Raw genomic sequence first — 18,185 nt, 5'->3', positions numbered from 1 at the left:
AAGCGTGAAATGTGTATCCGTGCGCTTCGGTGACCCCGAAGTTGCCCCTCTTCTGCTTGACCTGCACCGTGAATACGAGACCCGATACGGCGATGGCGATTCTGTGCATGACGTTGACGGGGCCGAGTTCGATCCGCCCGGCGGAGGATTTCTCGTGCTCGTCGACGGTGACATCACTGTTGCCGGCGGCGGCCTCCGCCAGTACGACGCCACCACCGCCGAGGTCAAGCGCATGTGGACCAACCCCGATTACCGCCGCCAGGGCCACGCGAAGATGATTCTGCGCGAGCTGGAATCCCTCGCCCGAGATCTCGGCTACGAGCGGATGCGTTTGGAAACCGGCTTTGCGCAGCCCGAAGCACTCGCCCTCTACCGCAGTCTCGGTTTCGTCGACATCGGCAACTACGGTATCTACGAGCAGGCCTCCGGTTTCGAGCTGCTCCTCTCCTAGCAGCTCGCGCCAGCGCACAAGGTGCCTGTTTGACACTCGCAATCGGGCACTTTTTGCGCTCTTACGGGCTGGAAACTGCGGAGGGGAGGTAGCGTTAGAGGGCTATGCAAAACAAATTGATTCCGCACCCCGACCTTCCGATCGATCTGCCGACCGATGAGCGCATTCGCGCCGCTGTCACGCACTACGGCGAGAACATCGTCATCGACAATGCCGTGGCTCTGTTGCGCGCCAAGAACGCCGGAAAAGACTTTCTGCTCTATGCCGGCGGGCGCCACGCGCTCGGCATCCTCGAGGGTGCACCCGCCCTGTACTGGCCCGAACTGTGGGGCGCCCGGGCGCTGCTGCACGTCTGGGGAGAGCAGGCCGCACCGTACATCGTCGTCGGCCTGAACAATCAGGCGTGGCGCGTGCGTGAGATGTGCGCCAAGGTTGTGCTGCTGCGCGGCCTGCAGGTGGTACCCAAGCTCGTGCGTCTCACGACCGACGAGAACCCGCGCGTACGTTCGGCCGCGCTGCACGCCCTCGCCGATCAGGGCACCACCGACAACATCGCGACGATCGAGGTGCGCCTGCGCGACTCCGACAAGGGAGTGCGCCGCGCCGCCCAGCAGGCCCGCGACGCCATCCGCTCCCGGCTCAAGCTGACCGAGCCCGAAACCGAGCCCGAGGCCTGACCCGACCTGGGCATCCGCTCACTACGGCCGGCGGAGCAGTGCACCCTCGTGTCGACAGGTCGCCGCGGCGGTGAGCATGGCGTCGGCCAGCAGCGCCTCCCACGCCGTGGAATCCTGCGGAACCCCACCGTTCACGATGGTGCACACGGATGCCGCCAGCGTTGCGTCCCCCGCCCCCATCGTGTCAACGATCGGGCCGTCAAGCGCGGCGATCGGGACGCTGACCAGTCCATTGTCTTCGAACGCAACTGAGGCACCGAGCCGCCCGGCGGTCGCCAGCACCGTCTGCGCGCCCCCCTCGACGAGTCGTTCACGCAGTTCGTCGAGCGTGCTGCCGTAGAGAAGGTCGGCGTCTTCGTCGCCGACCTTCACGAGCAGACTGCGCGCGGCGAGCGCTTCAAAGTTGCGTACGAACCGCGGTCCGTCGTGCAGCATGCCGGCGCGTGGGTTCGGGTCGATCACGAGGCGGTGCACCGGGTCGGTGATGCAGGCGATGAACGCCTCGGTCTGCGCGGTGTCGTCGAACGGAAAGCAGCTTACGACGACGACGACGGCGGCGGCCAGCGCGGCCCGCTCGACCGCGCCGAAGTCGATTCGGCGCGCTTTGGCGGCGTCGTTGAAGAAGTAGCGGGGTTCGCCATCGGTGCGATCCGATACGGCCCGGGAAGACCCGAGCAGGGCCGGTGTCGCGATCAGCTGCACGCCGTACTGGTCGAGGAACGACCGAAGCACCACGCCATCAGCATCGTCACCGACCATCGCGATCAGGGTCGTCGGCACCCCGAGTATGGCCAGGCCCACCGCCACGTTCAGGGCTGCACCGCCGGCGAATTCCCGACTCGCCTCGGAGTCACGCAGCACATCGATCAGGGCGTCACCGACGACGACGACACGGGAAGGGGCGTTGAGTTCAGGCATGGGGTCCAATCTGTATCAACTCCGCAGCAGCTTGTTTGGGCAGAGAAAAAGCCGGTAGAAGGAGTTTATTCTCCTTCTACCGGCTGCTCTGGCACCATATCGCGTCAGGCGCTCTTGCGTCCAGACATTGATCGCATCAGGAACATGATCACCGCGATGATCGCCAGTACGATACCGACCCAGAGCAGAAATTGAAGCGACTGCACCAGACCTCCGGTAATGAGCAGTACCACCGCAACAATGGCCACAATGATGAGTAACGGGTTCATAGTTTGACCTTTCATTTCATGCGCGGGAAATCCCCGATTGCCGCGATACTACCCCCTTATGGGGGTAGACAGCAGATGCCATGTATGGCCTCTGCCTTCGTGTCGCGACCGCGCGCTTTAGTACGTCGAGAGCGTGGGCTCGATCTCTTTCACCCAGGCCAGAACGCCGCCCTCAACCTGACGCACATGCTCATAGCCTTGCCGCTGCAGCTCGGCGCAGACGGCAGCCGAGCGCGGGCCAGCCTTGCAGTGCACGACCACGTCGCGGTCCCGGGCAAGGCACGCCGCTCCGGAGAGGATGGCGCCCTGCGGCACGAGTAGCGCCCCGGCAATGTGTACGATCTCGTACTCTTCTGGTTCCCGAACGTCGATGAGGTCGAAGTCGATCTCGCCCCGCTGCCGAGCCCCGAGCATGACGGCGAGTTCCTGCACGGAAATCGCATCGTCACTCAGGGCCGATGTCCCGCAGAACGCCTCGTAGTCCATCAGCGCGGTGATCGCTTCGGCCGCAGGGTCGCGCGCAATGCTGATTTCGCGCCAGGTCGCCTGGAGCGCATTGAACAGCACGACCCGGCCCAGCAGTGTGTGTCCGACCCCGGTGATCAACTTCACGGCTTCGGCGACCATCGTCGAGCCGATCGTTCCGCAGAGCATTCCAAACACTCCTCCCTCGCCACAGCTGGGCACTGAGCCAGCTGGCGGGGCTTCCGGATACAGGTCTCGGTAGGTGGGTCCGTGCCGGTTCCAGAACACGCTGACCTGCCCGTCGAAGCGCAGGATAGAGCCCCAGACGCAGGGTTTGCCGAGCATTGCGGCAGCGTCACTGACCAGGTAGCGCGTGGCGAAGGTGTCGGCGCCGTCGATTATCAGGTCGTACTGGGCGAACAGGTCGAGGGCATTCGTCGCAGTAAGCCAGACGTCGTGCTGGTGCACCGTGACCAGCGGATTGAGCTCGGCGACCGCGGCCGCTGCCGATTCCAATTTCGAGTGGCCGAGGCCTGAGGTCCCGTGGATGATCTGGCGCTGCAGATTGCTGAGGTCCACGGTGTCGTGATCGACGATGCCGAGCGTACCCACCCCGGCGGCTGCGAGGTAGAGCAGCACCGGCGAGCCGAGTCCGCCGGCGCCGATTACGAGAACGCGCGCATTTTTCAGCCGTCGCTGGCTGAGCACTCCGATTTCGGGAATAAGAATATGGCGCGAATACCGCTCACGCTCGGCTATGGTGAGCTCCTCGCCGGGTTCGACGAGCGGCGCGAGCACCGGCATCCGCGTCACAGGTCGGGCCGCCCGGCCATCGGTGACGACGCCAGCGCGTGCTGACGCCGCGGAATGCGGCCGGCCTGGGCGGCCCGCCGTCCTGCCAGCACGGCGTGTTTGAACGCATCGGCCATGAGCGGCGGGTTCTGCGCGCGTGTCACGGCGGTGGCCAGCAGCACTGCATCGCAGCCCAATTCCATCGCCAGCGCAGCGTCAGAAGCGGTACCGATTCCGGCATCGAGCACCACGGGAACACCGGCGCGGGCCACGATCAGCTCGATATTGTGCGGGTTGAGAATGCCGAGCCCGGTGCCGATCGGCGCCCCGAGCGGCATCACGGCCACGGCGCCCAGGTGTTCGAGCCGGAGCGCGAGCACCGGGTCGTCATTGGTGTACGCGAACACCTTGAAGCCTCGGGCAACGAGCTGTTCGGTGGCCTCCACCAGTTCGACCGCATCGGGCAGCAGGGTCTGCTCGTCGGCGATAACCTCGAGCTTGATCCAGTCGGTTTCGAGGGCTTCCCGAGCGAGCTCGGCGGTCAGTACCGCATCGCGCGCGGTGAAACAGCCGGCGGTGTTCGGTAGCACCCGGATGGAATTCTCGACCAGCAGTTCGAAGAGTGAACCGGTGGTCGCTGCGCTGTGCCGCCTCATGGCGACCGTGGTGAGTTCGGTTCCCGACGCTCGCAGTGCTTCACCGAGGCCATCGAGACTCGGTGCTCCCCCGGTGCCCATGATTAGGCGCGAGGTCAGCGCCACGCCGTCAATCACCAGGGTGTCAGTGTTCGTGAAGTGTGCAGTCTGCACGGTCAACCTCCCTGGACTGCAGAAACAATTTCAATCTCATCGTCCGCCGTTAGCCCGGTAGTCGACCACAGGCTGCGGGGAATGACCGCGGCGTTTCGTGCCACGGCTACTCCGAGGCGGCCTCCGTCGGTTGCACGGCCGTCTGTTTCGATGGGTCGCCCGGTGATCTCGGCTACGAGGTCGGTCACGGTGCCGCCGGATACGGTTCGTTTCTGGCCATTGACAATGATGATCACGGTCACTACAGGCCTCCTTTCAGTAAAGCGGATGCGGGCTCTCGGCTGGCCGAGAATCGATCGGGCCGAAAGTTTCGCCATCGATCGTCTGCGCTTCCCTCGATGAGCTGCAGACAGTACGCGGCTGCGACCGGGGTGAGCAGTACACCGTGACGAAAGAATCCGGTGGCAATGATGAGGCCGGCGATGTCACCGTTTGAACACCCGACGCGGCCGAGGAACGGTGCATTGTCCGGCGTGCCCGGACGCGCCCGAGCGGTCGTTTCGATCAGCTCCAGCTCGCTGACCGCCGGCACCAGGGCCTGTGCATCACGCAGCAGCTGATAGACGCCGCCGGCCGAGACCACGCCCGAGCCGTCTTCGCGCTGGGTGGCTCCGATCACGAGCGTTCCGTCGGTGCGCGGAACCAGATAGACCGGCACCCCATGCACCAACCCGCGCACCGTGCAGGTGAGCAGCGGCCGAAGATGCTCGGGCACTCGCAATCGAAGCACGTCACCATAGACCGGGCGAAGCGGCAGGCTCAGGTGCTCGGGGAGCCCGTCCAACTCGCCCGCCCAGAGCCCATTGGCCACGACCACCTCATCGGCTTGGATCGAGCTGCCATCGGCCAGGGCGACACCGGTAACGCGCGAGGAGGCATCCGTTGCATCGGCGTGCAGTAACCCGCGCGCGCGCACCCGAATCACGGCGTCCTGACCGTTTGGCGCGAGGGCGGTGAGCGCGAACTGGATGCGCTCCGTGAGCCGTCGCGGGTCGACCTGGTGATCTTGTTCCACCAAAAAAGCGCCGGAAACCTGAGGGCTCAGCAGCGGTTCAAGCACCCGCGCTTCGCGCACGGTGAGGGGCTCGACACCCAATCCATTGGCCACCTGCACAGCACGCAGGTCGGCGAGGGCTTGCCGGTCGGCCGCGTCCGCGCCCACGTTCAGGGTTGTCGTTCGCTGGTATCCGGTAGCGTCGCTATCGGCTCCGAGCGAGTCGATGAAGTCGGGATACAACTTCGAGGACGCCAGCATGAGCTCAAGCAATGCCTCTTCCCGATAGTGCAGTTCGCTCACCGCGGCGAGCATTCCGGCTGCAGCGAAGGTGGCACCGCCGGCCGGGTCGGGGTCGATGACGACCACGCTCCGGCCGGAATGCGCCAGCGTCCAGGCGATGCCGAGCCCGATGACGCCGCCGCCAATGACGGCGATATCAACTGTTCGCTGCGCTCCCCGCTCACTCATGATGTGCACCGATGCCACGGCAGCGCCCCTTAGGGTTGGTCGCATGGACCCCATCACCGCCCGGCTGTATCTCTGCACCGATGCGAGAAGGAATCGCGGCGATTTCGCCGACTTCGTGGATGCCGCCTTCGCCGGCGGGGTCGACATCATCCAACTGCGCGATAAGAATATCGACGCGGCCGAGGAACTTCACTATCTCGAGGTTCTGCACACGGTCGCCGACCGTCACGCCCGGCTCTGGGCGGTCAACGACCGAGCGGATATCGCCAGCCTCTCCGGCGCGCCGGTTTTTCATGTCGGCCAGACCGACCTGCCGCTGCCCGCCGCGCGCACACTGCTCGGCACGGCTGCGCGGATCGGCTTGTCCACCCACACCACCGAACAAGTGGATGCCGCCGTCACCGCCGATAACCTCGACTATTTCTGTGTCGGCCCGGTCTGGGCTACGCCAACGAAACCCGGCCGGGCAGCGGTCGGCACCGACCTGCTGCGCTATGCGACCGCGCAGAGCGCCACCGTCGGCAGCCTGCGCCCCTGGTTTGCCATCGGCGGCATCGACCTGGGCACCATCGACCAAGTGGTCGACGCCGGCGCCACCCGGGTAGTGGTGGTGCGCGCGATCACCGACGCCGACGACCCGACGGATGCCGCGCAGCGCCTGCTCGCCAGCCTCCCGCCGCTCGGGTAGTTCCACCGACCGTACCGCGTTCATCGCACGCCTGCGGTCAGAGCGGATGCCGCTGTTGCACGGGCGAACAGCCGATGAAAGTGGTGAATCGGGCCATTTCCCTGGCCGACCTCGAGGTCGTCGGCGTGGGCCAGGGCGTCCTGGAGCCAGTCTTTGACCTCGACGAGGGACTGAGCCCAGTCACCGGTTCTCGCCTGCACCGTGGCCATGGCTGAGGAGAGCGAGCATCCGGTGCCGTGCGTGTTCCTGGTGCGGATACGTGGCAACGCAACCTCGACCACGCTGTGCGACAGCAGCCCCTGGGTGTTGACCAGGGCATCCGGGCAGCTGGTTTCGTTGAGATGGCCGCCCTTGACCAGCACGGTGACACCGGTGCGAGCAGACAACCTTCCGCCCTGCTCCAGGGCCTCCGCCCAGGTGGCCGCCGGGTGCTCGTCGAGCAGAACAGCCAGCTCGGGAACGTTGGGCGTGACGAGATCGACCTGAGGGATCAGGTCGCGCAGCGCCTGCTCGGCTGAGCGGTCAAGCAGCCGGTCACCACTCGTTGCTACCATCACCGGGTCGAGCACCACCAGGGGCGGTCGACACTCCCCGAGCCAGGAGCGCACCTCGGTAATGACGTCGAGTTGAGCGAGCATGCCGATCTTGACGGCGTCAATGGTCACATCGTCGCTCACGGCGTTCAACTGTGCGCGCAGAAAATCCACAGGCGGGGTGTGCACCGAGCGCACCCCGCGCGTATTCTGCGCGACCAGAGCACTGATCACCGCCATACCGTAGCCGCCGTTGGCCGCAATGCTCTTCAGGTCGGCCTGAATCCCGGCGCCGCCGGTCGGATCGGTTCCGGCGATACTCAAAATTCGTGGCGTTTGCCGCAACGCGAGCTGGGAGGTTCGATCAGTCATCCGTGACATTCCTTCGCTAGTACTAACTAGACAGGTTCGACGGGTATTGATCTCAGCACGCACACTATGTGCGGCACCCCGTGTCAACATTCACCCTATATGCGCGCGCATTCAGCGCACAACCGCCGCTATTGCTACATAGTGGCTCTCCTACACTGACGCACGCTGGTAGAGCGCCTGCGCAGCCATCGGTCGAGCAATCCGCGTGCACGGTCCCGGCGGCTTTACCCCGCTAGTGCACGCAGCGCGGCCAGGTGGCCGTCGATTGCCGCCCGACCACGCAGGGCGAGGGCGACGCTTGTCGTGCGGCGCGCAGACCCTTAGACTGGTTGGAGCATGAATTGCTTCATCAAAGCGTGGCTCAACCGACGGCAGTGAGAGCCAAGCAGCATGCGCCTGCTGAAACCAGTCGGGCTTCAGCCTGTTCTGCTGGTCATCGGCGTCATGACTTGACGTCTTTTGCCGCCGCACGCAGTGCTGCGTTGTTGTTGTCTCGGAGAGTGGCCAGCAGCGCTGCCGGCGTTTCGGGATCGTCGAGACTGATCGCGAACTGCTTCTCGTTCGTTGTCGTCACAATCAGCCCGGGTCCCTTTCGGAGGATGACTGCTGATCGTCCGGGCATGATGCGATAGCCCCACCCGCCCCACTCGGTGGGTCGTAGTTCCGCCGCCTCGATCACGTCGATCGCGTCGAGACGGATGCGTTTCAGCGGAATCCGAAATATTGCCGAGACCACCCGCAGGCCGCGCCAATCCGCAGTCACGCGCAGACGGATGAACAGTGCCACCACGAGAATCGCTACAGCTATCGTGATCATCCCAAGGAGTCCGCCGATGATGCGCCCGTCGATGATCGCGGGTCCGTAGAGCACAGCGCCTAAAATGATCAATCCAATCGTTGCCCAGGCAAACAGAGTTCCCGTGATTGTTTGGGACCATGCTCCACTCTCACTGGGCGCGAACTTGAATCGCCTCTCGACATCCGTCGCCTCGAGACGGGGCTTGGGTGAGATAGCGAATGGAATGAACCCGTATCCGGCCGCGACAAAAGACACTATGACCCAAGGCCCGAGTACAACCTCATACGGGTCGCCCATCTGGATCGTCAGACCAACGGAGAGCAACCAAGTGGTAGCGCCCATCCCGCCGAACACACCCAGAAAGAAAAAAACACCTCGCCTGGCCCGCGCGCTGATTCCGGGCCACAAACCGATCGCGACGCCGGCAACGGCCGGCACACCCGTCAGAACGAGATTCAGGGCGAGCAGCGCGCCCGCAGCCATCGCGTCATCCGCTGGCCCCAAACTCGACCAATGCGACGCGAGTTCGGCCGGAAGATGATCGCGCCAGGTCCACCACGAGATGATCACCACCAACACCGGCACGCACAACGAGGCCCCGGCCAGGGCCCTCCGAGCTCTCTCCGAATTCCCACTTTTACCACTCACGTAGTCCCACCCCTCTGCATCAATCGCAAAATTTCTGGCTGCGTCAGCCCAAGCTTGCGCGCCTCGTACTTCAATTGGGCGGCCAGTTCGGTCACTCGGATAAGTCCGGCGCCAGCGTCTTGACGCACGAACGCCCCGCGCCCCTGACGCATTTCAATGACCTCGTCGTCCCGCAGCTCCGCGTAGGCACGCAATACCGTGTGCATATTCACGCGCAGAGACTTTGCCAGGTCACGAGCCGGAGGCAGCCGATCGCCAGGCTGGAGCTCACCATTCACGACCCCCGCACGCACCTGTACCGCGATCTGCTCCGCCAGCGACACTGTCAGAGCTGCATCCACTACGAACAACATGTTTGCAACACTACTAGAACAATACAGACTCTCACATCTGATCAGTCCCTCTTCTTGGGAATTGCCGGGCACCGGGCGGAGGTTTCAGAGCAGTGGCACCGCCAGAACATTAATCCCGCCGCGATGTCCCCGTTGTCGGTCATGCCGCATCGGTGATTCCTCTGGCGCCTCTTGTCGGCACCCCCCGTTCGGGTTACGCTGACGAAAAGTGCCTTACCCGTTCGCCGGCTTACCCCAGTACCGGCCCCGCGCCCGCACATGATCTCGATGTCGAGGCGTGTCCTTTTGCAAGACGGCCCCACCCCACGCGCTCCGCGGTGCTGACTGGGGCCCTGTCACTTTCGTTTGGAGAACACCGTGTCCCGTTCTAATTCATCTGTTAAGAAACGTCTTCGTCCCAGCAGATCGGCGCTGGCAGTTGTTGCCGTGGTGGCGTTGTTTCTGGGTACGACCAGCGTGCTCAACGCGGCGATGCCACCGACGTCTGCTGCAGCTGCAGACCAAGATGTCTCCAGAATCAAGGCTGATGCGGTCACCAGCCTGCCGGTTTCCTTCGAGGTTCAGAATGTCAATCGTTCAAAAGTGGCCTGCGCCAGTGACGGCAAAACCTATACCGTCCGCGGTCACATCGTCGGCCCCACCCAGGTTCTCGAGCGAGAAAAGGCCACCGGCGCGACTCTGTACTTGCACGGTCTGAGTTTCGGGGAGTTCTTCTGGAACTTCGCCCAAGCGCAAAATTACGACTTCGCCGCCAATCAGGCGAAGGCCGGTCAGGTGTCGGTTGTCATCGACCGCCTCGGATACGGCAGCAGCGACAAAGCCGAGGGAAACAGCATCTGCGTTGGCTCCCAGGCTGATATTGCCCACCAGATCGTGCTCGCACTGCGCGCGGGCTCCTACCAGGTGAACCCCTCGGGGCAGGCTCCGGAGTTTTCACGAGTCGTCCTCGCCGGTCACTCCTACGGTGGCCAGATCGCCCAGGTCGCGGCGTACTCGTTCGGCGACATCGACGGATTGATTGTCATCGGCTATGCCGATCGCGTGCAATCCCAGCTTCTGCGAGACAATTCCGCCTTTGCCGCAAATGTATGCGCAAGCGGGGGCCTGCGCGTCGGCGCCGTCGGACCAGCGGGTTACGCTCCCTTCGGACCACCAAGCGGAGCTGCGGCCGCCTTATTCAATAGCACTGAACCAGCCGTGCAGAGTGCGGCATTGCAGTTGCTGACTATTGATCCGTGCGGTGATACAGCATCGTTCGCTCCGGCTGTGGCCGTCAACTTGGTGAATGTTCCATCGATCAAGGTTCCAGTCCTGATTATCGCCGGAGGAAGCGACGCTTTATTCCCTGTTCCGGCCGGCCCGGATCAAGCGTCTCTCTTCACCGGCGCCGCAAGCGTTGACCAGGTTACGTTGCCCACCGTCGCGCATGCGGTCACCCTCGAGCACGTCTATGCACCTTCGGCTCTGCGACCGCTCAACGACTGGCTGCACAAAGTGTTCCGCAGATAGTCACGCCAACGACGGGAGCCTGCCTACGAATGGTGGCGCAGGCTCCCCTCGCCTTCTTGGGCAGAACGGGCAACTCGCAGGGTGATGATCTGGAAGGCACGCAGCACCAGTCGACCACCAGCATCGCTTGTCGACTGCACAGCTACCGGGGCGACAGTTCGTTCGAGCAGATCAGTCTCGACGATTTCTGAGACAGTGAAGCCGAAGCTGACAGTGCCAGTGGAGCGCGAACCGCTCGCCTCGGACAGTCGCACGATAAGGTTACCGGAACGGTCTTCAGCCAGTTTTACAGCTTCGACCACGATCGATGGGCACTCGCTCACGACTACGGGTTTCACCGCTGCGCCGCCCACGTCGCGCAGCGGCAGGTTGATCCGGTAGCCCTGCGCCGCCGCTCCGAGTACGTCTGGCGTCAGGCTGATCGAAGTGCGAAGCGTGTGCACTCCTTGATCCGCAGTTGGGTCAGGGAACGTCGGCGCACGCAGCAGTGACTCCCGCACAGTCGTGGTCGTTCCTCCCCCGACTCGTGTAGTGCGGCTGATGTCATGCCCGTAGGTTGAGTTGTTGGCAATCGCAATCCCGAAGCCCGGCTCCCCGACGAAAACCCACCGGTGTGCGCAGGTCTCGAAACGGGCAGCATCCCAGGACGTGTTGACGTGGGTCGGCCGATAAATGTGGCCAAACTGTATTTCTGACGCAGCGCGGTCAGCGTGCACGTCGAGCGGAAAAGCCAACTTCAACAATTTGTGACGCTCATGCCAGTCAACCGTCGTCACGATGTCCAGGCTCGGCTGGTCACTGAGTACGGTCAGGTCCTGCTGAACGGATGACCCCCCGAAGCGGCGCGTCACGCGCACCGTGACCAGTCCTGAACTCTGCACGAGCACCGTGACTTCTTCTGCTTCTAGAAGTTCCACGCCGTTTCGGTCGTAGTGCTCGTCGATGTCCCACGCGTCCCACTGCGTCGGGGTATCCCGAAAAAGTTGGAGCACATTGCCCGCTTGCCCCGCGGGCACGGCTTCTCTTCCGCTCACGCGATCTACCAAGGAAATGAGGAGCCCGCGTGCATCGATGGATGCCCGCACGACGTCGTTCTCGAGCACGAACCCCCCATCGGCCTGATGTAGGCGCACGGCTCCGGTTGGTATCCGCGGCGCAGCAGACAGGGCAGGCACTCCCGCTACTGGGAATGGTGACGCATTGAAGCTCACCGGCGTTGCATCCGTTTGCGCCGAGGAGGCGAGCGCCGCCACGGATGTCGCGATCAGGTCTTCGAGATCGATTCGCACGGTCTCGTAGGCCGCTTCAGCAACCTGATGCACCCACGCGATAGAGCTTCCGGGCAGAATGTCGTGAAATTGATTGAGCAACACGGTCTGCCAAGCGGTAGCCAGTCGTTCGTAGGGGTAGTCAGCGCCGGCATAAAAGTACGCCGTTGATGCCCAGAGCTCGGCCTCTCGAAGCAGATGCTCGCTGCGACGGTTTCCGGATTTGGTCCTGGACTGCGACGTGTAGGTGCCCCGGTGAAATTCCAGGTAGAGCTCCCCCGACCACACGGGCGGATTGGCATACGTCGCCTCCGCCTCCTCGAAGAACGCCCGCGGGCTGGCCATACGCACGGTCGGTGAGCCCTCGAGAGAACGCGTGCGTTCCGCCGCTGCGAGCATCTCCCGATTGGGCCCACCGCCACCGTCTCCATAACCGAACGGCACCAGCGACACGTTTGACGCACCCTTCTCGGAATATTGGCGTTGAGCCCGGGCCAATTCTTCCCCAGATAGCAGGGAGTTATAGGTATCGACCGGCGGAAAGTGGGTGAAAACCTGAGTGCCGTCAATTCCCTCCCACGCAAAGGTATGGTGAGGCATGGTGTTGGTTTCGTTCCAACTGATTTTTTGGGTGAGGAAGTACTTCGATCCGGCCGCGGTCACGATTTGCGGGAATGCCGCCGTGTATCCAAACGAGTCTGGCAGCCAGATTTCGAGGGGTTCGATGCCGAACTCCTGCATGAAGAAAGCCTTGCCCACGAGCAGCTGCCGAGCCAGCGACTCCCCGCTGGGCATGTTGGTATCGGATTCGACCCACATGCCGCCCACCGGAACGAAACGGCCCTCGAGTACGCGCGTACGGATTCGTTCAAACAGCTCCGGATAGTGCTGCTTCATCCATGAATACTGTTGCGCCGACGAACAGGCGAAGATGAAGTCGGGGTCTTCATCCATCAGGTGTAACACGTTTGAAAACGTGCGCGCACACTTGCGAATGGTTTCACGCACCGGCCAGAGCCAGGCCGAGTCGAGGTGGGCATGCCCGACAGCGATGACTCGGTGAGCGCTGGCGTAGGCGGGCTGCGCCAGAAGGGGCGCCAGCAAAGCGCGACCACGGGATGCCGTGCCGCTCACATCCTCGGGGTCCATTTGGTCGGTCATTTTTTCCAGCGCCCGAAGAATCTCAGCGGTACGCGGTAGGTCAGGGCTCAGCTGTTCCATCAGGCCGAACAATGTCCACACGTCCCGGTCTAGTTTCCACACTTGGGTGTCGAGCAAGGCAATGTCCATGCGGCGCAGGCGGTAGATCGGTTCGATGCCCGCCGTAGCCTTGTCGCCCACGGGTGTCGGCTGAAAGCCCCAGTCACGTCCCACGTCGGGGTTGGACGCAGCTTCAATGTAGATATCGACCTGCTCTCCCGGCTGGGCGATCAGCGGCACATAGTTATTGAACGGCTCCACAGCTTTCACGATGTGCCCCTGCGGGGTGAAGACCAGACCTTCCGCCTGGAACCCGGCCTGACGCGACAGAAAACCGAGGTCCACGATGACTTCCGTGCGCGTGTGGAGGTCGTGAAACCGAGACCAGTCGGCGGGAACCAGGCCGGTGATGTGGAACCACGTCGTGCCCCAGGGCTTGCCCCAATGTTGGCCGATGCTGAACGGAATGAAATCCTGACCTTGCGCCTCAGAAAACGGCACGGGCTCGTCGGGAACTTCCCACGCGCTAATGGTCAGCGGTGACGAAACCCGGTACAGCGCCGGGGCGACCCGCTCGCTGACGAAACGACGGATGCGGGCTCGAATGAGGGCGGAATTGTCGTGCACTTGGTGCTCCTTGCGCTGGAAGGGTCAGAGCGTGACGGCATTGGCCATGGCCGAGGATCCGGCGAGAACACGCGACTCTTTCATGAGTTGCCTGAGTCCCTGACGCTGTGCTCCTTGGCATCGTTGCCGGTGATTCTGCGTATTCCATACAAACAACGGTTGAACTACTTGCTGTCCAGATTTACTCTAGGAATGTAACAGGACTGAGACTTCCAAAAAAGGCCAGAAAATATACAGCGTCAATAACCGCCGGGTCGGTGTGCACGCCGGATCGTGTCGAAACCACTGCCTGGTTAAATCCGCTCTGCGCGTGAAGGTTTCCCCGCGGGAGAGTCGGCGCACGTGATCGAACCGTAACGTCTTGCTGCGCCCATCGGGGGATGGCCGTGCGAGACTAGGATGCATCTTCGCCTATGGCTCTCAGCCCGCGTCCCCTCCAGCTCCGCATCGGCGCCTCCAGTTGTGCCCGTGCCGGTGGCGGGAAATCAGTGTGTGATCGAAGCAAAGGGGTTTTGATGTGTGGGATTTTTTAGGAGCTCAGTATGAGCAGATCCTGTTCAGCAGCTGGCAACACTTTAGTCTCGTCGTGCAGTGCCTGATCCTGGCAACTGTCCTCGCTGTCGTGCTGGCCGCGGTGGTCTACCGTAGTTCCGCGCTCACCGGGATCGCCAACTCGGTGTCGGCCATTGGATTGACTATCCCGTCGTTTGCGTTCATCGGGCTGCTCATCGCGCCGCTTGGCTTCGGCGTGGTTCCGGCCGTCATTGTCGTGGCGTTCTTCGCCACTCTGCCCATTCTGCGCAACGCGGTCGTGGGATTGGCGGGTATAGCACCGTCGATCGTGGAATCCGCGCGCGGCATCGGCATGAGCCGGTTCCGCACGCTCCTGCAGGTGGAACTGCCAATGGCGTGGCCAATCATCCTCACCGGTATTCGGGTATCCGCTCAAATGGTCATGGGAATCGCCGCGATCGCCGCGTATTCCCTCGGCCCGGGCCTGGGCGGATTCATCTTTTCCGGCCTCTCCCGCCTCGGCGGCGCCAACTCCCTCGAGTCGGTACTGACGGGCGTCATCGGCGTTGTCGTGCTCGCTCTTATTCTTGATCTTCTTCTCGTCGGCCTGGGCCGCCTGACCACACCCCGAGGTATCCGTGTCTGAACTCATTACATCCAACAGCGCTGAATCCATGAGCCCCGAAGGTTCCACCACCCCGACCGGCATCACCGGCGCGAACATCCTGCTGGACCACGTCACCAAGCGTTTCCCCGGCCAGGCGCGCCCCGCCGTCGACGGTCTCACCATGGAGATCCCGGCCGGCAAGATCGTCATGCTCGTCGGCCCCTCGGGCTGCGGCAAGACCACCACCCTTAAGATGATCAACCGGCTCATCGAACCCTCCGAAGGCCGCATCGTCGTCGACGGGGACGATGTCACCAATATGAATGGCGATACCCTGCGCCGCGGCATCGGCTATGTCATTCAGGCCGGCGGACTCTTCCCGCACATGACGGTGGCCACCAACATCGGCCTTGTGCCGAAAATGCTCGGCTGGGACAAGGCCCGCATCACGGCCCGCGTCGACGAACTCCTCGAGCTCGTCTCCCTCGACCCGGCGCTCTACCGAAATCGGTACCCCAAGGAACTTTCCGGCGGTCAGCAGCAACGCGTCGGAGTGGCGCGTGCCCTCGCGGCCGACCCGCCCGTGCTGCTCATGGACGAGCCGTTTGGCGCCGTCGACCCGATCACCCGCCTACGCTTGCAGGACGAACTGCTCAACATTCAGGAAGAACTACAGAAGACCATCGTCTGCGTCACGCACGACTTCGACGAAGCCGTCAAGCTCGGCGACTGGATCGCCATCTTCAACGAGGGCGCCCAGCTCGAACAGTACGACACCCCGGAACGCATCCTCGGCGACCCGGCCAACGAGTTCGTCGAAAACTTCATCGGGTCCGGCGCCGGCCTCAAACAGCTCACCCTGACCCGGGTGGCAGAGGTCGGGTTCGGTGACGCCGTCGTGGGAAGCCCCGGCGAACGGGCAGCGGATGTCCTGGCCCGCCTCATCACCGCCGGCCACGGTCACGCGGTCATCGTCGATGAGCGTCACCGTCCCATCCAGTGGCTCTCCCGGCGCAAGCTCGGCCGCCTCGAGGTCATCAGCAGCGTTCCCGACCCGAAACTTCCGGTCGTCGGCTACCGTGCCACGCTCAATGACGCACTCGACATAATGCTCGTCTCCAGCGCCGGGGCCGCGCTCGTCACGGGCCGCCGCGACATGTTCAAGGGCGTCATCGACGTACAGACCGTCATGGACGCCATTACCCGGTCGCAGACCGCTGCCGTACTCGAGTCGGACCAAGCGCCCGTCGGACTGAACACCGGCGTGTTCCAAGCGCAGGCGCCTGCCACCGAACTGAATGAGACCGATAGCGATGGCGCCGACGCGCGGGCCAGTCGATGAGCACCCGCGCCCTGACTGCAGAAGCCGGCATTGCCGGCGGCGACTCCGCCGTCGAAACACCCGGCGACCCGGCCGCGCCGGCCGTACCGGTCAGTCAGACTCGCGCGGTCTGGCAATCCTGGCGGGGACTGGTCTACCAGCTGGCCGGCATCCTGCTCGCGTTCGCCGCGCTCGTCATCTGGCTGCTGACGGCCAACCTCTCCGCGATCGAACTCACCACCCTCGCCCCGGACGCGCTCTGGGTTTACACCGTGGAGCACATCCAACTCACTCTCCTCGCCGCGGCGATCGTTCTGGTCATCGCAATTCCTTTGGGAATCGCCCTGACCCGACGACCCCTGCGGTTTCTGACCGCTCCGGTGCTTGCGATCGCCAACGTCGGGCAGGCTGCCCCCGCGATCGGCGTCGTCGTACTCCTGGCATTCTGGGTCGGCTTCGGCTTTTGGGCGGCGACGTTGAGCCTTGTGCTCTACGCAGTGCTCCCGGTGCTGCGAAACACCATGGTCGGTCTGCAGCAGGTCGACGCTCGCCTCATCGAAGCCGGACGCGGCATGGGTATGAGTTCCACAGCCGTGCTCTTTCGCGTGGAACTACCTCTCGCCGTGCCGGTCATGCTGTCGGGCGTGCGTACCGCCCTCGTTCTTTTGGTCGGCACCGCAGCCCTCGCCACGTTCGTCAACGGCGGCGGACTCGGCATTCTCATCACCACCGGTGTCAATCTCAGCCTCACCCCCGTGCTCGTCACCGGAGCCCTACTCGTGGCTCTACTGGCCCTCCTCATCGACTGGATCGGCCGCGTGGTAGAACACGTCGCCCGCCCGAAGGGACTCTAGATGCACCGCCCCGCTTTTCACACCCGTCGCAGACACCTCGGCCGCTGGGGCCTGTCGGTGAGTGTGCTCGCCGTGACGGCCCTCGCCCTGACCGGCTGCGGTCTGCAGCCGGCGACCTCATACGTTCCCGCGGTTGGACCCGGGTCGATCACCCCGCTCGACGGCGCCGAGGGCGTCAACCTCACGGTCACATCCAAGAACTTCACTGAGCAGCTATTGCTCGGCAAGATCGCGGTGCTCGCCGGGACCGCCGCAGGATTCGACGTCACGGACCTCAGCAATGTGCCCGGCAGCCAGCCGGCCCGCGATCTGCTTCTCTCGGGACAGGCCGACGTGCTCTGGGATTACACCGGAACCACGTGGCTGACCTACCTCGGTCAGACAGAGGCAATCACCGACCAGGACGAAATGTGGCAAGCCGTGCACGACCTCGACCTCAAAAACGGTGTCACCTGGGGCGCACCAGCACCGATGAACAACACCTACGCCCTAGCCGTACGCAGTGAGGCGGTCGCCGAACTCGGCGGCATCACCGCCATGTCCGAACTTGCCGCACTGCCCGTCGAGGACCGCACCTTCTGCGTTGAAGCCGAATTCAACTCCAGGCCGGACGGCATGAACCCCATGCTCGCCCACTACGGATTGGAACGTGGCGCCTCCGACGGCGTGCCCGACAGCAACATCGGCGTCTACGACACCGGTGCGATCTACAGCGCGACCAACGACGGCGCCTGCAACTTCGGTGAAGTCTTTACCACCGACGGTCGCCTCGACGCGCTCGACCTCACCGTCCTGACCGATGACCTCGCATTTTTTCCGGCATACAACGTGGCACCGATCTTTTACACCGAAACGCTCACGGCGCATCCCGGCCTGGAAAAGATCTTCGCCAAAATATCGCCCAAACTCACCGACGAGGTTCTGCGCGGCATGAACCGTCAAGTCGACGTCGACGGTGCCGAACCCGCCGATGTGGCCTACGCCTGGATGATCGACGAAGGTTTCATCACTGACCCGGCCGCCTAGCGGGAGCTTCCTGGCGAGCTT

At 63.5% G+C, this 18,185-nt stretch carries 17 protein-coding genes, 1 pseudogene and 1 riboswitch; of the genes and pseudogenes, 8 read left to right on the top strand and 10 right to left on the bottom strand.

All coding sequences use genetic code 11. The annotated features are described in order from the left end of the window. The first annotated feature begins 4 nt into the window (after nt 1-4). Nucleotides 5-451, top strand: a complete 447-nt coding sequence (locus CXY72_RS07895; protein WP_158252520.1) for a GNAT family N-acetyltransferase — start codon at nt 5-7, stop codon at nt 449-451. Nucleotides 452-555: 104 nt separating this feature from the next. Next, entirely contained in the window at nt 556-1,128 is a 573-nt protein-coding gene (locus CXY72_RS07890; protein ID WP_104127141.1) for a HEAT repeat domain-containing protein, read from the top strand. 21 nt (nt 1,129-1,149) lie between these two features. Here CXY72_RS07890 and CXY72_RS07885 read toward each other — a convergent pair whose 3' ends face one another. From CXY72_RS07885 to thiO, 6 genes are all read right to left on the bottom strand, one after another. After that, nucleotides 1,150-2,046: a PfkB family carbohydrate kinase gene (locus CXY72_RS07885; protein WP_104127140.1), complete on the bottom strand. Its 897-nt coding sequence runs from the start codon at nt 2,044-2,046 to the stop codon at nt 1,150-1,152. 104 nt (nt 2,047-2,150) lie between these two features. Continuing rightward, nucleotides 2,151-2,315 carry a DUF2207 domain-containing protein gene (locus CXY72_RS19800; RefSeq protein ID WP_146071109.1) on the bottom strand — a complete coding sequence of 55 codons (165 nt, stop codon included), beginning with the start codon at nt 2,313-2,315 and terminating at the stop codon, nt 2,151-2,153. A 117-nt stretch (nt 2,316-2,432) separates the two neighbouring features. Beyond that, nucleotides 2,433-3,584, bottom strand: coding sequence for a molybdopterin-synthase adenylyltransferase MoeB (gene moeB / locus CXY72_RS07880; protein ID WP_104127139.1), 1,152 nt, complete (start codon nt 3,582-3,584; stop codon nt 2,433-2,435). A gap of 5 nt (nt 3,585-3,589) precedes the next feature. Then, nucleotides 3,590-4,381, bottom strand: a complete 792-nt coding sequence (locus CXY72_RS07875; protein ID WP_304466359.1) for a thiazole synthase — start codon at nt 4,379-4,381, stop codon at nt 3,590-3,592. Between the two features lie 2 nt (nt 4,382-4,383). After that, complete coding sequence (gene thiS / locus CXY72_RS07870; RefSeq protein WP_104127198.1) at nt 4,384-4,617, bottom strand: sulfur carrier protein ThiS; 234 nt, start codon at nt 4,615-4,617, stop codon at nt 4,384-4,386. A gap of 5 nt (nt 4,618-4,622) precedes the next feature. Then, nucleotides 4,623-5,846 carry a glycine oxidase ThiO gene (gene thiO / locus CXY72_RS07865; protein ID WP_104127138.1) on the bottom strand — a complete coding sequence of 408 codons (1,224 nt, stop codon included), beginning with the start codon at nt 5,844-5,846 and terminating at the stop codon, nt 4,623-4,625. Nucleotides 5,847-5,889: 43 nt separating this feature from the next. On the opposite strand from thiO, the gene thiE reads away from it, so the two are divergent. Then, nucleotides 5,890-6,534 (top strand): thiamine phosphate synthase, encoded by a 645-nt coding sequence (gene thiE, locus CXY72_RS07860; RefSeq protein WP_233197708.1) that lies wholly within the window; start codon nt 5,890-5,892, stop codon nt 6,532-6,534. A gap of 68 nt (nt 6,535-6,602) precedes the next feature. Here thiE and thiD read toward each other — a convergent pair. The 3 genes and pseudogenes from thiD to CXY72_RS07845 form a co-directional block, all read right to left on the bottom strand. Continuing rightward, nucleotides 6,603-7,448 (bottom strand): annotated as a pseudogene (gene thiD, locus CXY72_RS07855) (bifunctional hydroxymethylpyrimidine kinase/phosphomethylpyrimidine kinase); the annotation flags it as partial. Then, a riboswitch (TPP riboswitch) is annotated at nt 7,431-7,530 on the bottom strand. Its footprint overlaps the pseudogene before it by 18 nt. A gap of 351 nt (nt 7,531-7,881) precedes the next feature. Further along, a complete protein-coding gene (locus CXY72_RS07850; RefSeq protein WP_158252518.1) occupies nt 7,882-8,808 on the bottom strand; it encodes a hypothetical protein in 927 nt (308 codons plus the stop codon). A 74-nt stretch (nt 8,809-8,882) separates the two neighbouring features. Then, nucleotides 8,883-9,239 carry a GntR family transcriptional regulator gene (locus CXY72_RS07845; RefSeq protein ID WP_104127134.1) on the bottom strand — a complete coding sequence of 119 codons (357 nt, stop codon included), beginning with the start codon at nt 9,237-9,239 and terminating at the stop codon, nt 8,883-8,885. 357 nt (nt 9,240-9,596) lie between these two features. Between CXY72_RS07845 and CXY72_RS07840 the strand changes: the two genes are divergently transcribed. Continuing rightward, entirely contained in the window at nt 9,597-10,748 is a 1,152-nt protein-coding gene (locus tag CXY72_RS07840; protein WP_146071107.1) for an alpha/beta fold hydrolase, read from the top strand. 23 nt (nt 10,749-10,771) lie between these two features. Here CXY72_RS07840 and CXY72_RS07835 read toward each other — a convergent pair whose 3' ends face one another. Continuing rightward, nucleotides 10,772-13,843, bottom strand: coding sequence for a glycoside hydrolase family 38 C-terminal domain-containing protein (locus CXY72_RS07835; protein ID WP_104127132.1), 3,072 nt, complete (start codon nt 13,841-13,843; stop codon nt 10,772-10,774). Nucleotides 13,844-14,360: 517 nt separating this feature from the next. On the opposite strand from CXY72_RS07835, the gene CXY72_RS07830 reads away from it, so the two are divergent. The 4 genes from CXY72_RS07830 to CXY72_RS07815 are packed head-to-tail and all read left to right on the top strand — an operon-like array spanning nt 14,361 to nt 18,164. Beyond that, a complete protein-coding gene (locus CXY72_RS07830; protein ID WP_104127131.1) occupies nt 14,361-15,002 on the top strand; it encodes an ABC transporter permease in 642 nt (213 codons plus the stop codon). 28 nt (nt 15,003-15,030) lie between these two features. After that, nucleotides 15,031-16,305, top strand: a complete 1,275-nt coding sequence (locus tag CXY72_RS07825) for an ABC transporter ATP-binding protein (protein WP_104127197.1) — start codon at nt 15,031-15,033, stop codon at nt 16,303-16,305. After that, complete coding sequence (locus CXY72_RS07820) at nt 16,302-17,138, top strand: ABC transporter permease (protein ID WP_104127130.1); 837 nt, start codon at nt 16,302-16,304, stop codon at nt 17,136-17,138. Before CXY72_RS07825 ends, CXY72_RS07820 begins: the two co-directional genes overlap by 4 nt. Continuing rightward, the gene (locus CXY72_RS07815) at nt 17,139-18,164 is read left to right on the top strand and encodes a glycine betaine ABC transporter substrate-binding protein (RefSeq protein WP_104127129.1); all 1,026 of its coding nucleotides are present in this window, start codon (nt 17,139-17,141) and stop codon (nt 18,162-18,164) included. It abuts the gene before it with no gap. The last annotated feature ends 21 nt before the right edge of the window (nt 18,165-18,185 follow it).

The sequence above is a fragment of the Cryobacterium sp. Y57 genome, assembly GCF_002929505.1.
Lineage (GTDB): Bacteria > Actinomycetota > Actinomycetes > Actinomycetales > Microbacteriaceae > Cryobacterium.
The sequence above is the reverse complement of the archived record's forward strand: the minus strand, read 5'-3'. Positions and strand labels throughout refer to the sequence as shown.

Coding starts and splice junctions, on each gene's coding strand:
- CXY72_RS07890 (WP_104127141.1), top strand. CDS start 556: ATGCAAAACAAATTGATTCCGCACCCCGACCTTCCGATCGATCTGCCG.
- CXY72_RS07885 (WP_104127140.1), bottom strand. CDS start 2,046: ATGCCTGAACTCAACGCCCCTTCCCGTGTCGTCGTCGTCGGTGACGCC.
- CXY72_RS19800 (WP_146071109.1), bottom strand. CDS start 2,315: ATGAACCCGTTACTCATCATTGTGGCCATTGTTGCGGTGGTACTGCTC.
- moeB (WP_104127139.1), bottom strand. CDS start 3,584: ATGCCGGTGCTCGCGCCGCTCGTCGAACCCGGCGAGGAGCTCACCATA.
- thiO (WP_104127138.1), bottom strand. CDS start 5,846: ATGAGTGAGCGGGGAGCGCAGCGAACAGTTGATATCGCCGTCATTGGC.
- thiE (WP_233197708.1), top strand. CDS start 5,890: ATGGACCCCATCACCGCCCGGCTGTATCTCTGCACCGATGCGAGAAGG.
- CXY72_RS07845 (WP_104127134.1), bottom strand. CDS start 9,239: ATGTTGTTCGTAGTGGATGCAGCTCTGACAGTGTCGCTGGCGGAGCAG.
- CXY72_RS07825 (WP_104127197.1), top strand. CDS start 15,031: ATGAGCCCCGAAGGTTCCACCACCCCGACCGGCATCACCGGCGCGAAC.
- CXY72_RS07820 (WP_104127130.1), top strand. CDS start 16,302: ATGAGCACCCGCGCCCTGACTGCAGAAGCCGGCATTGCCGGCGGCGAC.
- CXY72_RS07815 (WP_104127129.1), top strand. CDS start 17,139: ATGCACCGCCCCGCTTTTCACACCCGTCGCAGACACCTCGGCCGCTGG.